Below are 14,416 nucleotides of genomic sequence, written 5' to 3'. Positions count from 1 at the left end.
TTTATTGAACTTTAATAAAACGTACGGCTTTAATATAAACTGAACCTTTGATACCTGCTTTGTTGTCTAAATCCGCAGAATTTAATGCAACTTCAGCGTCTTTTGCAACATATTTTTGAGTTTCAACAGCAGATTCAAAACGTAATTTGTATCCTTTATTCAATTTTGCAGTATCAAACTCGATGACACGTGTCGCTCTCGCTCCTCCAGCAACTGAAGCACCTGTGATTCCGTTTAATTTTTCTTTCTTTTTACTATTGAATTTGTGCCATTCTTTTAACGTGTTATACCACTCGTTATCTGTTCCTAAAACCCCTAAAGTTTTTTCGTATTGTCCTTTTGGATTGATTAATGAAATCACTACATAGGCTTCTTTTCCTGTGTAATTATTCATCTGAATCATTGTTTTGTATTTTGTTGTTTGTGCAAAAGTGGCAGTTGCCATTAAGATTACAACTAATCCAACTAATTTTTTGATTAAGTTAAATTTCATCTCCTTCATTATTTTAAAAAGTCAATAGACACATTATTTTTCTTTAAGAATTCGTTTTCTCCAGCCAAATCATAAGCCGTTTCGTCAAATTCTGTTTTAATATCTTTTTTCGCTCCAGCAGCAAGCAAAGTTTTCAAGATTGCATCATCTTTCGCAATCAAAGCTGCTTTGTGTAACGCTGTATTTCCGTCTTCATCTTGTGCATTAATATTCACACCTAATTCAATCGCTTTCTTCACCAAATTTACATTTCCTTTATCAACAGCGATGTGTAACAAAGTTGCACCTTTGCTTTGAGTGGTTTTAAAATCAACTTTTGCATTTGTTAATAAAGCTTGTTTTTCAGTGAATGATTCATCATTTGGTTTGAAAGAATTGAACCAATAATAAGCCAAATTATTTCCATCTTTATCAACAATATTAGCTTTAGCGCCCTTTTCTAATAATAAAGAAACGATTTGAGATGTTCCAGAAGCAACGGCTTTCGTTAAAGCTGATTCACCATTTTTATTAACCGCATTTACATTGTTTGCTTTTGATAAAAATGTATTGATTAAATCTGTGTTTTTTCCTCCAGCAGCAACCATTAATGCAGTGTTTCCTTCTTTATCTGCAATTTTAGCATCAACACCTTTTGATAAGATAAAGTTGATTGTTTCTGAGTTTCCTCTGCGAGATAAAGCATGTAATAATGTTTGTCCGTCTGGATTTAACGCTTTCGGATTTAGTTTATATTTTGTAATTAATTCTTGGAAAACTTCTACGCCATTTTCTTTTGTTCTCGAACCTTGAGTGGCAAAAAATAAAGCTTGATCTGTAGGTTTTACACCTTTCGCGATTAATTTCTCTATGATTGATAAGTTTCCTAATTTAGCAGCATAATCCGCTACAGTACGTCCGTTAGCATCTTTTTCGCTTAATGATAAACCTTTTGAAATAAAGTATTCTGTCACTTTTAAATCATCATCATTTGCAATCGCTTCCATAATTAAATTAGTCCCATTTTCTCCTTTCACTTTTGGATTGGCACCAGCTTTAATTAACGCATCGTAAACCGCTATATTTTGATTTCCAGCACTCGCAGCATACGTAATTACATCGTAACCGTGGCTATCTTTATAGTGAACATCAGAACCTTTGGCTAATAAATAGTTTACCAATTCTAAGTTCCCTGCAGCCGCAGCCCATTGAAGATAAATTCTTGAGTGATGCGTTTTTTTGTTAACAGAGTTTCCTTCTTGTTCAATTAAAAATTTAGTCACATTAAAATCTGCTTTGTTGTTAATTGCTATCACAACTGGATCAAAGAAACCACCATTTTGAAAAGAAGGGCTATTTCCTTTCGAAATTTCAGTTTTTACAGTTTCTATTGTTGGATTATTTTTCCAAAAACTAGCGTCTATCAACGTATTCGTTTGAGCTTGAATAAATGAAGCGACAAGGATAGCAGCAGAAATGAATAATTTTTTCATATGAATAGAATATATTGTAATGATTATTTAGACTAATTTTAATTTGATTTCAAAAGTATTATTTTTATTTATATTAATTCTAATTAAATTAAATAAATTTGGTTAATTCTGCTAAACATCAGTTTTTTGAAAACAAAAAAAGATTGCTAATCTGCAATCTTTTATATTTCTAAACTACTTTATTCAGCTCGTCTTGGACCATTTTCTCTTGATTTCAAAACATTTTCTACATCTTCTAATTTGAAACCTTTGGCTTTTAATAAAATTAAATAGTGGTACATTAAATCTGCGGCTTCATTAATAAATAAATTATCGTTGTTGTCTTTGGCTTCAATTACCAATTCAACTGCTTCTTCACCTACTTTTTGCGCAACCTTATTGATTCCTCTTTTGAATAATTTGTTGGTATACGAATCTGGATCGTTGTCTAAATCAATTCTATCGTTAATGGTTTGTTCTAATTCATATACAAATCCGTGGTTGGTTTCTTCTTTAAAACAAGTCGTAGAACCTGTATGACAAGTCGGTCCAAAAGGTTTTGCTTTGATTAGAACTGTATCGTTATCGCAATCAACTGCAATTGATTTTACTTCTAAAAAGTTTCCTGATTCTTCACCTTTTGTCCATAATCTATTTTTTGAACGAGAGTAAAAGGTCACTTTTCCAATTTCTTGGGTTTTGTTAAAAGCTTCTTCGTTCATATAGCCTAACATCAAAACTTTGTTGTTAAGATAATTTTGAATAATAACAGGAACTAATCCGTCATTACTTTTATTGAAATCGATGTTCATCGTATCGGAATATTTTGTTCTTTTAAATAATTTTTAAGCGTCGGAATTGGAATTTCACCAAAATGAAAAATACTTGCAGCCAATCCACCACTTGCTTTTGTTTGGGTAAAAACTTCTGTAAAATGCTCCATTTTTCCAGCTCCTCCAGAAGCAATTACTGGAAGATTTACAGCATCAGCAACCGCTTTCGTGATATCAATTTTGAAACCAGCTTTTGTTCCATCGCCATCCATAGATGTTAACAGAATTTCGCCAGCACCTAATTCTTCTACTTTTTTGACCCAATCTAGTGTTTCCCATTCGGTTTCAATTTTACCACCGCTTACGAAAACTTTTTGTGTTCCGCTGACATCGCGAGTATCTACTGCAACGACTACACATTGCGATCCAAATCGAGCTGCTAAGTCTGCTATTAATTGAGGATTTTTAACAGCAGAAGAATTCACTGAAACTTTATCCGCTCCAGCTTTGATGACTGCCGAAGCATCTTCCACCGAATTGATTCCGCCACCAACCGTAAACGGAATATTAATCGCTGAAGCAATTTTTTCAACCATTTCAGCTAAGGTTTTACGCTTTTCTAAAGTCGCTGTAATATCCAAAAACACCAATTCATCAGCGCCTTCTTCTACATATTTTTTTGCCAATTCTACCGGATCTCCTGCATCGCGTAGTCCAACGAAATTAACGCCTTTTACTGTTCGTCCATCTTTGATATCAAGACACGGAATGATTCTTTTTTTTAACATTTTAGTTCTAAGTTCTAAGTTCTAAGACTTAAGGTTAGAATCCTACATCCTAAATTTAGAACTGTTTTTTTTATATTAATTTAAATACCTTTAAAATTACAACTTAAGTCTTAGAACTAAAGTTGTCGTTCTTTATAAATTTTTCGTAACCATTTAAAAGTCTTCCTACTTCTTCAGTTAATGGAAAAATAGTATCATAAATTTCTTGATTTAAATAGCCTAAATCTTTAGATAATAGTAGAAAATATTTAACTTCTTCTAAGGATCCTATTGAATGAGATAAGAAACTTAATCTGTGCGGAATTGTACTTTTCTTTCGACCTTCTACAATATTTGAAGGTACAGAATATGCGGCACGTCTAATTTGACTTGTGATACCAAATATTTCTTCTTTTGGAAAACTTTTGGTAATCTCGTAAATTTTTAATGTTAATTCGTGAGATTTTTTCCATACTAACAAAGATTCAAATGTATTCATAGCTATAAGTTTAGTAAGTAAAATTTACGAAATATTTTCCTTAGAACTTAGAGCATAGGACTAAGAACTTTCAAATCAATTCTCCCTTCATAAATCGCTTTCCCTAAAATTGCTCCTTCGCAGCCTAATTCTTTTACTTTGATTAGATCATCAATTGAGGATACTCCGCCAGAAGCAATTAATTTGACATCCGAAGCTGCTAAAATTTCAGCGTACAATTCGTTTGAAGTTCCTTGTAACATACCATCTTTCGCGATGTCTGTACAAATTACATAATCAATTCCTTTGGTTTTATATTCTTGGATAAAATTTATCACATCTAATTCTGAGGTTTCTAACCAACCATGTGTAGCAATTTTTCGATCTTTAGCATCTGCGCCTAAAATGATTTTATCGCTTCCGTATTGATCAATCCATTCTTGAAATAAGGTCGGATTTTGAACCGCAATACTTCCGCCTGTAATTTGGTTTGCACCACATTCAAAAGCAATTCTAATATCATCATTAGCCTTAATTCCACCTCCAAAATCAACTTTTAAATTGGTTTTAGAAGCAATTAATTCTAACGTTTTATAATTAATGATTTGCTTTGATTTAGCGCCATCCAAATCCACCAAGTGCAAATATTCGATACCGTAATCCTCGAATTCTTTTGCTACTTCCAACGGATTTTCGTTGTATATTTTTTTTGTATCGTAATCGCCTTGCGATAATCGAACGCATTTTCCGTCGATAATATCTATAGCTGGGATTATTCTCATTATTCTTTAGTTTTAAGGTGTAAGACATAAGATCTAAGGTGTAACTTCTTACGCCTTACAACTTAAGTCTTAAATTTATTTTAATTCTTTCATGACCTCTTGGATTGCACGCTCCAATTGAGGATCTTTATTTTCTAATCGATCTAAGAATGTATTTTTAATATAAATGTCAGGTTTAACACCAGTTTTTTCTAAATTTTGTCCATCCAAAGTATAAGTTCCCCAACTTGGTAAACGATAAAATGAACCATCAACTAATCCTTTTCCAGAAGTAAAAATGATCCATCGATACGTTTCTTGACCGATGATTTTTCCTAATTTTAAGGCTTTGAATCCTGCGGCTGTCATTTCTGCATCGCTTAATGAGTATTCGTTAATTAATAAAACAATTGGTTTTCCTGACGGTGCAAAGTTCGGTTGAACAGTTAATTGTCCTTCACGATATTTCCATTTCAAATAAGGTCTTTGCGATAAAAAGTTCAAGACTTTATCATGTACATTTCCACCTGTATTGAAACGCAAATCTAAAATGACACCATCTTTTCTATTCTCTTGCTCTACCATGTCTAATAAAAACACATCCAATTCAGAAGTAGACATATTTTTCATGTACGAATAAGCGATTCTATCGTTGCTTAATTTTTTTACACGCTGACGATTTTCATAAATCCATTCATCATATAAAAGCGATTTCAATTCGTTATTTGAAATTGGATGAATCTTCGTCGAAATTGTTTTTCCTTTTCGGTCAAATTCAAGCGTTAATTCTTCTAATTTTTTAGGCGTTGTAAAATAAGTTTCACGATTTTGGTTTTGATCGATTTTTTGCCCATTTACACTCACTAAAATATCACCTTCTTGAACATCAACATTTTTAAGGAAAGCAGGAGATTTTCGTAAGATTTTTTCAACTGTAAAAGGTTGATCTTTTCTGAAAATAATTCCTGTTTCGTTGGTGAAATAATTCAATCTTCGACTCTCTTCTTTTCCGAAAGATGAAAAACCTAAATGCGAAGAATTCAATTCACCTAATAGATCATTTAACAAAATTCTCAAATCATTTCGATTGTTGACATAAGGTAAAAACGTTGCATATTGCTCTTTTTTAGCTTTCCAATCGATTCCGTGAAAATTCTCATCATAGAAATTTTCTTCTACTCCAGCCCAAGCTTCCTCGTACATTTGATTGAATTCTGAAGCTAAGTTTTTATTGAAATTATATTTAATACTAACTTTTTCAGGATTTGTAGAACTAATGCCAAATTTGTAAACAGAATTATCGATTAAAGCATAAAGATTTTTCTCATTTTTTACGATAAAATCAGCGCCTTTGTTGAATATTTTATCTGTTTTATCTTCTTCAAAATCAGTGGTTGTTTTTCTGTATAACTGAAATTTTCCATTTTCTTGATTGGTGTTATAGAATAAAAATTGCTTTTTATCATCCGCAAAAACAAAAGGATTTGTCTGATATCCAAAACGATCTGTTACCAATTCAATTCGTTCCAAGAATCCTTCTGGATTAATAGTTAATGCTTTAAAATCGTTCTTTTCTTCTTTTTTCTCTTTCTTCTCAACCTTTTTTTCTTCGACAAATAAATTATCAAATTTCTCTGATTTATAAGCTTGATCAAACCAATCTAAAGAAGCGCGATAAATACTTGATTCTTGCATTCCTAAAGGATAGGACGGATTTTTTCTATCGCTTGAAAAATAAATATATTTTCCGTCTGGAGACCAAGTAGGATCAGCTTCAGAAACACCAGTATTCGTTAAATTAACAGTTGTATTTTTTTTGATGTTGTGAATAAAAATATCCAACTCGAAATTGCGTTTTGCAGAGAATAACACATATTCATCATTTGGAGAAAAAGATGGTTTCGAATTTTGGAAAGCCCAAATTTCATCTTTAACAATTGTTGATGATTTAAGTGATTTCAAATCTAATAATCTGACTTCATCGCGTCCACTTAAATAAACAGCTTGTGATAAATCATTGTTGAATGTAATGTCTCGATTATTTCTTAAATCAGAAGTTAATTGTTCAACTTTTCCTTTTCCGTCAGCCGAAATTTTAAACCAATTTTGATAACCTTTGTAGGTTTGATTGAAGATTAAATTTTTGTTGTCTTTCAACCATTTTACTTCTAAAACACGTTCTTTTCCATCAGAAATTTGATTGACAAACTTTCCTTCATTATCCGAAACAAAAATAATTCCTCTACTTACAAAAGCCATTTTCTTTCCGTCGGGAGAAATATCAAAATAATCAATATTATTTTCAACTTCAAAATTTTGTTCTTTTTCTAAAGATTTATTCGAATTAACATTAATTATAAGTGGTTTCGATGTTTTTGCTTTTACATCGTAAACAAATAATTGATAATCTTTTTCGAAAACAACTTTTGAACCATCAGCCGAAACAAAAGGTTTTTTAATCGAAGTTTCAAATTTTGTTAACGCTTCTTTTTTACCATTTGCTAATTGATATAAGTTGTATTCGCCATTATTTTCGTCCGAAATAAAATAAATAATTCCGTTTTTATCAACTGTTGGATTAAAATCTTTTCCGTTATAATCGGTATATTGTTTATAACTTTTTGTGGTTGGATTATATCCTAATAAATCTGGATTATTTTCTCCTTTATATCTTTTTCGTGTAACTTGACTTGCACTTTCAGACGAGTTGGTGAAAATATATTCGCCTTGAGGAGTTTCTACTAAACCATTTGTTGTGTTGAAATAATTTGTAAAAAGCGCTTCTGGTGTTTTTCCATCTAAATCAATTTTAAAACTTCCAAATCCATTATTTTGGTTTGATGTAAAATAGATCGATTTACTATCCCAGCTCCAACTTTCGACTTCGTCTTTGGCTTGATGAAACGTCAATTGTTTGATTTGTCCACCATTTATAGGCATTATATAAATATCGTAATTCCCATATTGATTAGAACTAAATGCCAACCATTTTCCATCTGGTGAAACACGAGGATTAATTTCTTCGCCTTCTAAAGCTGTGATTCTTGCTGCATTTCCGCCATTAATATCAGTTGACCAAATATCGCCATCGTAACTAAAATAAACCGTTTTAGCATCTGGACTTAAAGAAGGAGTAGAGGTGAAATACACTTTTTCCTGAGCAGAAACCTGTGAAATTGCAAAAGCACTAAGTAAAGTAAAAACTATTTTTTTCATGTGTGTGAATTTATAATTACTATAAACTTAGAAAGTTTTTTAATATTTGTTCTCCTATTCCTGCAGATTTCTCTGGGTGAAATTGAGTTGCGTAAAAATTATCTTTATTTAAAGCAGCTGAATATTCTAAAATATAGTCTGTTTTCGCGATTGTATATTCTGAATTTTCGCAATAAAAACTGTGTACATAATAAATGTCGGAGTTTTCTTTAACATCATTAAACAAAGGTGTTTTTAAATCATAAATCGTATTCCAGCCCATATGAGGAACAATTTCTGTTGAAGGAAATAATTTCACTTGAATAGGGAAAATTCCTAAACAATCGGTATTTCCTTCTTCCGAATAAGCGCACATTAATTGTTGTCCTAAACATATTCCTAAAGTTGGTTGTTTTAAGTTTTTAATAATTTTATCCAAGCCTTTTTCTTTTAAATAGGTCATTGCGGAACTTGCTTCACCAACTCCAGGGAAAATTACTTTGTCTGCATTTTGCAAGGTTTCAAAATCATCTGTAATTATTGCTTCGTATCCCAAACGAGTTACCGCATTGTACACCGATTTTACATTTCCTGCATTGTATTTTACTATTGCTATCATTTTTTTAGTTCTAAGTTCTAAGTCATAAGGTGTATAAGGAAAAGAAAATCCTTAGAATTTATACCTTAAGACTTAAGTCTACAAAAGTCCTTTTGTTGATGGTAAAATCATTTTTTCTGGATCGCGCTTAACCGCCACTTTTATAGCTTTGGCAAAGGCTTTAAAAATCGCTTCGATTTTGTGATGTTCGTTTGTACCTTCTGCTTTGATGTTTAAGTTTGCTTTTGCTCCGTCTGTAAATGATTTGAAAAAGTGATAGAACATTTCTGTTGGCATTTGACCAATCATTTCCCGTTTAAATTCAGCTTCCCAAACCAACCAATTTCTTCCGCCAAAATCAATCGCTGCTTGTGCTAAACAATCGTCCATCGGTAAAGTGAATCCGTAACGTTCGATGCCTAATTTATTTCCTAAAGCTTGAGTAAAAACTTCGCCCAAAGCAATAGCAGTATCTTCAATAGTGTGATGCTCGTCCACTTCTAAATCTCCATTGACTTTAATTACTAAATCCATTTGTCCATGACGCGCAATTTGATCTAGCATATGATCGAAAAAGTGTAAACCAGTCGAAATATCCGATTTTCCAGTTCCGTCTAAATTCAAATCGATTTTGATCTTTGTTTCATTCGTGTTTCGAACAATTGAAGCCGTGCGATTTTGAAGTTTTAAGAACTCGTAAATTTCTTTCCACGACGTTGTTTTTAAAGCAATCGTTTCATTTAAACCTTCGTTATAGTTGATCTCGTCAGCGCCTAAAGCTTCGTCATTCGCGATAAAAATTCCTTTTCCACCAAGATTTTGAGCTAATTTCACATCTGTTATTCGATCACCAATCACAAACGAATTTACTAAATCGTACTCTGTATTATTGATGTATTTTGTTAATAATGCCGTTCCAGGTTTACGCGTTGGAGCATTTTCGTGGGCAAAAGTTTTATCAATGTAAATATCCTCGAATTTCACCCCTTCATTTTCAAAAGCTTTTACCACGAAATTTTGAATCGGCCAGAATAATTCTTCTGGATTAGCGGGCGTTCCCAAACCGTCTTGGTTCGTAACCATTGCTAATTCGTAATCCAATTCTTTCGCAATTTTACCTAAATAAGTAAATGCTTCAGGATAGAATTCTAGTTTCGAAAAGCTGTCAACTTGGTAGTCGGCTGGCTCCAAGATCATTGTTCCATCTCTATCTATAAAAAGTACACGTTTCAAAGTTATATTATTTTAAGTGTTTGTATTAATTTCTGATTTTCAAGTTCCGTTCCAACTGTGATTCTCAAACAATTTTGACATAAATCATCGTTGTTTCGATTACGAATAACAATTCCTTTTTCAACCAATTGATTGTAACGTTCGTTCGCATTATCTACTTTAATTAAAATGAAATTGGCATCGCTTGGATATATTTTCTCTACAAATGAAATCTCAGTTAAAGCATTTTCTAAAACTTCTTTTTGTTGAATAATAGTATTTGTTACAGCTACCACTTTATCGTAATCGCTTAAAATTTCAATCGCTTTTAATTGCGTTAATTGATTAATATTATAAGGCGGTTTAATCTTGTTTAAAACATCAACAATTTCTTGTGAAGCATACAAAATTCCTAAACGGATTCCGGCCAAACCAACTGCTTTTGACAAAGTTTGTGTGACAATTACATTTGGATAATTTTTTGTTTCTTCAATCCAAGACGTTTCTCTAGCGAAATCAACATAAGCTTCGTCGATAATGACTAAACCATTGAAACGATTTACAATTTCTAAAATAGATTCTCTTTTGATGATTTCTCCAGTTGGATTGTTCGGAGAACACAAGAAAATCATTTTCGTTTTATCATCCACTTTCGAGAAAACATCTTTGATATTCGGTTGAAAATCTTCTTCATTTAATAAAGATTTTCGGTATTCAATTGCATTCAGATTAGCTAAAACTCCGTACATCCCATAAGAAGGAGAAATCGCAATAACATTATCTTGATTCGGTTCGCAAAATGCACGGAAAATTAAATCTAAAACTTCATCACTTCCATTTCCTAATAAAATCTGATTTGCAGGAAAGTTTTTGATTTTACTTAAAATCGATTTTACATTGCGTTGCAAAGGATCTGGATAACGATTCAATCCATTATTGAAGGGATTTTCGTTCGCATCTAAGAAAACGAAATTGTCATTTATTTCTTGAAATTCGTCACGAGCAGATGAATATGCTTTCATCGCTTTTACGTTGGGACGAATGAGATTATTTATATTAAATGAATTCATTTTAGTTATAAGGTTTAAGTTCTAAGACTTAAGATTTTGTTTATTTAATACTTTTGAATTATTCTTTGTGACTTACGCCTTAGATCTTAAGTCTAACAAACGTAGCGTTACCGCATTTTTGTGTGCAAATAATTCTTCGGCTTCGGCCATTAATTCAATAGCTGGACCGATATTTTGAATTCCTTCATNNATCAGCAGTTAATTTCTGAAACGTGATTTTCTTGATAAAACTATCAAAGGAAACTCCAGAATAATTCTTTGCATAACCATTGGTTGGTAAAGTGTGATTAGTTCCTGATGCATAATCTCCAGCGGATTCGCACGAATAATTTCCTAAGAAAACAGAGCCTGCATTAATAATTTTTTCGATATAACTTTCAGCCGTTTTGCAAGCAAAAATTAGATGTTCTGGTGCATAAATATTAGAAAAATTCACACATTCTTCGATAGAATTTAACACGATTCCTCTCGAATTTTCTAAAGCTTTAGCCGCTAATTCTTTTCTTGGTAGAAGTTCTAATTGAGCATTAATTTCAACAATAGTTTCGTTCAACGTTTGCTCGTTAGTTGTTAATAAAATCACTTGTGAATCTATTCCGTGTTCGGCTTGCGATAATAAATCAGCTGCGACATATTTAGGAACTGAGGTTCCATCTGCAATGACTAAAACTTCACTTGGACCAGCAGGCATATCAATAGCAACTCCAAAATTTTGAGCCACTTGTTTGGCAGCGGTTACATATTGATTTCCCGGTCCAAAAATTTTATCAACTTTTTGTATTGTTTCTGTACCAAAAGTTAACGCACCAATAGCTTGGATTCCGCCAACTTTATAAATCTTCTCAATTCCAATTAAATTTGCTGTATATAAAATCGCTGGGTGAATTTTTCCTTCTTTATTTGGAGGAGTACACAAAATAATATTTTGACAACCCGCTAATTTTGCAGGAATCCCTAACATTAATGTCGTAGAAAATAACGGAGCAGTTCCACCTGGAATATAAATTCCTACATTTTCTATACCTCGAGATTCTCTCCAACAATTTACACCTCTTGTTGTTTCAATAACTTTTATTTCTTCTCGTTGTTCAGCGTGAAATTTTTCAATATTAGAAGCTGCTAATTGAATTGCTTGTTTTAAATCTTCAGAAATTAAAGTTTTTGCTTCTTCAATTTCTTGAGTAGAAATTTCTAAAGAAGTTAACTTAACTTGATCAAATTTTTCTGTAAAATCAATTAATGCTTGGTCTTTTTCCGCTTGAATTTTTCCAAAAACATCTAAAACGATTTTTTGTAAATCTTGTGCTTCTTTCGTTGGTCGAGCTGTTAACGTTGACCAATCTGAAAGTTGAGGTTTGATATATGTTTGCATTTTGTTATGAATTACGATTTTAGAATTACGAATTACGATTGAGTCGTAAATTGTAAATCGTCAATAAAAAATTATAAAATCATTTTTTCAATTTCTAACACTAAAATTCCTTCCGCACCCAAAGCTTTCAATTGCTCGATGATGTCCCAAAAAGTATCTTCCTTAATGACTGTGTGGATTGATGACCAACCTTTCTCGGCCAATGGTAAGACTGTTGGAGATTTCATTCCGGGCAACAAAGCAATGATTTCTTCTAACTTTTCGTTTGGTGCGTTTAATAAAATATATTTGTTTTCAGAAGATTGTTTAACTGCTTCGATTCTAAATAAAAGACGATCTACAATAGCTTGTTTTTCAGCATCAAGATTTTTATTAGAAATTAAAACAGCTTGTGATTCAACCACTGTTTCCACTTGTTTCAAGCCATTTGTTAATAACGTTGAACCCGTAGACACGATATCAAAAATAGCATTTGCCAAACCGATACTTGGAGCAATTTCTACGCTTCCACCGATTTCTTCAATCTTAACATTAATTCCTTTTTCTTGGAAGAATTTCCCTAAAATACGTGGATAAGAAGTAGCAATTTTTTTATCTTGAAAATAACTTAAATCCGTATAAATTTCATCTTTCGGGATCGCTAAACAAAGTTTGCAACCTGCAAAACCTAATTGACGAATTTGTGCGACATTTTTATCTTTTTCCCAAACTTCATTTTCGCCTAAAATGCCTATATCAGCAACCCCTTGTTCTACATATTGCGGAATATCGTCGTCACGCAAGAATAAAACTTCGATAGGGAAATTTGGAGATTCGGTTCTTAATTTTCGATTACTTGTAGAGATTTTAATTCCGCAATCTTTCAATAATTCGAGTGATTTTTCACTTAATCGACCGCTTTTCTGAATGGCTATTTTTAATTTACTCATTTTTAATATTTTATATTTTTAAGTTTGAGTAAATCGATGATTAAATCTTGAAGTAACAAAAAATCCCGTTCGATTTACTCAAACGGGACTTAGATATTGTGATAAAATCATTACATACCACTATCTGCTCGCTTGAGTGCAAGTATGATGGTGATGATGTAATTGATTTGTGTACATTTTTATTTTTTGTTGGAACAAATGTAGAAAGGAAATTTTAATTGACAATGAATTTTTTTAAAATTAGAGAAAAGAGTTCTTAAGTAGATCAAAAAAAGTAAATTATTCTATTTTTTTGATGAAATAATAAGTTTTATTCAAAATTAAAGCGAAATATATATTTTATATTTCGCTTTAAAAATGATTATTTTTTTATGAATTTTTGAATTGATTCAGAATTATCGGTTTTTATTTTGATTAAATATAATCCTTTAGATAAATGATTAACATCTATTTTATTCAAATTTGTACCTTCAAAAAGTGTTTTTCCAGTTAAATCTGTAATACTTATTGCAATGATTTTTTTATCAGAATTTATATTAAGATAATCGTTTACAGGATTAGGATAAATAGAAATTTCTGTTTTGTTATTTTCATTTGTACCTAAATTCTCTAAATCTACAATTTTAACATTATCAACTATAAATCCAGAACCATAATTATCAAAACTAAAATCTACTTCAGTAATTTCATTGTTTAAATTAGAAATATTAGTTTCTTTTACTTTTACATTGTCTAAGAAATAAATAACTTTTTTCGTTTTTAAATCGACTTCTGCTTTTACATTGTACCATTTTTTAGGAGTCCATGTTCCCAAAACTATGCTGGTTTCCATGTCTTCGTAGGCGACTTCTCCGTCGTAATAAAAAAGTAAACCACCAACTAGATCGTAATCATTATTTTCATTGTATAATGCTAACATTTCGTAATTAGAATTGTCAGTGTTGTCTAAATATACATCTGCAGAAATAGAATATTTACGATACTTAATTACAGGATAAGCAATTCCTCCCCAATTACCTTCTTCAATTTCATTATTTATAACTTGTGCTGAATTTTTACCATCGCTTGCAAATGTGTTAATGACTTTAGAGTTGTTATCTGATACATATCCCCAATTAAACCAATTTTTTTGGTTATTAAGATTTCCTATTGTAAAACCTTCTGATTCTTCAAAAGATATTTTTTGATTTTGAGCATTAACACTCAATGATAATAAAGTTAAAGCTCCAAATAGTAAATTTTTCTTCATAAAGTATATTGTTTAGTGAATCGGCAAAGATGAAAATTTTATCTGATTTAATTTTAATAGAATGTGAA

The 14,416-nt window shown here is 31.5% G+C and carries 12 protein-coding genes and 1 pseudogene; all 13 read right to left on the bottom strand.

Going from position 1 to position 14,416, the window contains the following annotated elements:
• Position 1: 1 nt before the first annotated feature.
• A complete protein-coding gene (locus B4H69_RS12170) occupies positions 2-493 on the bottom strand; it encodes a DUF2271 domain-containing protein (protein ID WP_180905318.1) in 492 nt (163 codons plus the stop codon).
• 8 nt (positions 494-501) lie between these two features.
• Positions 502-1,965, bottom strand: coding sequence for an ankyrin repeat domain-containing protein (locus B4H69_RS12165; protein ID WP_291094156.1), 1,464 nt, complete (start codon positions 1,963-1,965; stop codon positions 502-504).
• Positions 1,966-2,144: 179 nt separating this feature from the next.
• Complete coding sequence (gene hisIE / locus B4H69_RS12160) at positions 2,145-2,756, bottom strand: bifunctional phosphoribosyl-AMP cyclohydrolase/phosphoribosyl-ATP diphosphatase HisIE (RefSeq protein WP_180905316.1); 612 nt, start codon at positions 2,754-2,756, stop codon at positions 2,145-2,147.
• Positions 2,753-3,505, bottom strand: a complete 753-nt coding sequence (gene hisF, locus B4H69_RS12155; protein ID WP_180905315.1) for an imidazole glycerol phosphate synthase subunit HisF — start codon at positions 3,503-3,505, stop codon at positions 2,753-2,755. The genes hisIE and hisF overlap by 4 nt, the downstream gene beginning before the upstream one ends.
• Positions 3,506-3,608: 103 nt before the next feature.
• Positions 3,609-3,983: a four helix bundle protein gene (locus B4H69_RS12150; protein WP_180905314.1), complete on the bottom strand. Its 375-nt coding sequence runs from the start codon at positions 3,981-3,983 to the stop codon at positions 3,609-3,611.
• A 47-nt stretch (positions 3,984-4,030) separates the two neighbouring features.
• The gene (hisA, locus tag B4H69_RS12145; RefSeq protein ID WP_180905313.1) at positions 4,031-4,744 is read right to left on the bottom strand and encodes a 1-(5-phosphoribosyl)-5-[(5-phosphoribosylamino)methylideneamino]imidazole-4-carboxamide isomerase; all 714 of its coding nucleotides are present in this window, start codon (positions 4,742-4,744) and stop codon (positions 4,031-4,033) included.
• A gap of 75 nt (positions 4,745-4,819) precedes the next feature.
• Positions 4,820-7,939, bottom strand: coding sequence for a S41 family peptidase (locus tag B4H69_RS12140; protein ID WP_280045811.1), 3,120 nt, complete (start codon positions 7,937-7,939; stop codon positions 4,820-4,822).
• A gap of 19 nt (positions 7,940-7,958) precedes the next feature.
• Positions 7,959-8,537, bottom strand: coding sequence for an imidazole glycerol phosphate synthase subunit HisH (hisH, locus tag B4H69_RS12135; RefSeq protein WP_180905311.1), 579 nt, complete (start codon positions 8,535-8,537; stop codon positions 7,959-7,961).
• Positions 8,538-8,615: 78 nt separating this feature from the next.
• A complete protein-coding gene (hisB, locus tag B4H69_RS12130; protein ID WP_180905310.1) occupies positions 8,616-9,749 on the bottom strand; it encodes a bifunctional histidinol-phosphatase/imidazoleglycerol-phosphate dehydratase HisB in 1,134 nt (377 codons plus the stop codon).
• A 2-nt stretch (positions 9,750-9,751) separates the two neighbouring features.
• Positions 9,752-10,798 carry a histidinol-phosphate transaminase gene (gene hisC / locus B4H69_RS12125; RefSeq protein WP_180905309.1) on the bottom strand — a complete coding sequence of 349 codons (1,047 nt, stop codon included), beginning with the start codon at positions 10,796-10,798 and terminating at the stop codon, positions 9,752-9,754.
• Positions 10,799-10,870: 72 nt separating this feature from the next.
• Positions 10,871-12,170: pseudogene (gene hisD, locus B4H69_RS12120) on the bottom strand (histidinol dehydrogenase).
• A gap of 71 nt (positions 12,171-12,241) precedes the next feature.
• Positions 12,242-13,099, bottom strand: a complete 858-nt coding sequence (hisG, locus tag B4H69_RS12115) for an ATP phosphoribosyltransferase (protein WP_180905307.1) — start codon at positions 13,097-13,099, stop codon at positions 12,242-12,244.
• A gap of 361 nt (positions 13,100-13,460) precedes the next feature.
• Positions 13,461-14,348: a T9SS type A sorting domain-containing protein gene (locus B4H69_RS12110; protein ID WP_180905306.1), complete on the bottom strand. Its 888-nt coding sequence runs from the start codon at positions 14,346-14,348 to the stop codon at positions 13,461-13,463.
• Positions 14,349-14,416: the final 68 nt, after the last annotated feature.

It is taken from the genome of Empedobacter sp. UBA6745 (genome assembly GCF_002453775.1).
Taxonomy (GTDB): Bacteria; Bacteroidota; Bacteroidia; order Flavobacteriales; family Weeksellaceae; genus Empedobacter; species Empedobacter falsenii_C.
This window is presented reverse-complemented; position numbering and strand designations above follow the sequence as displayed.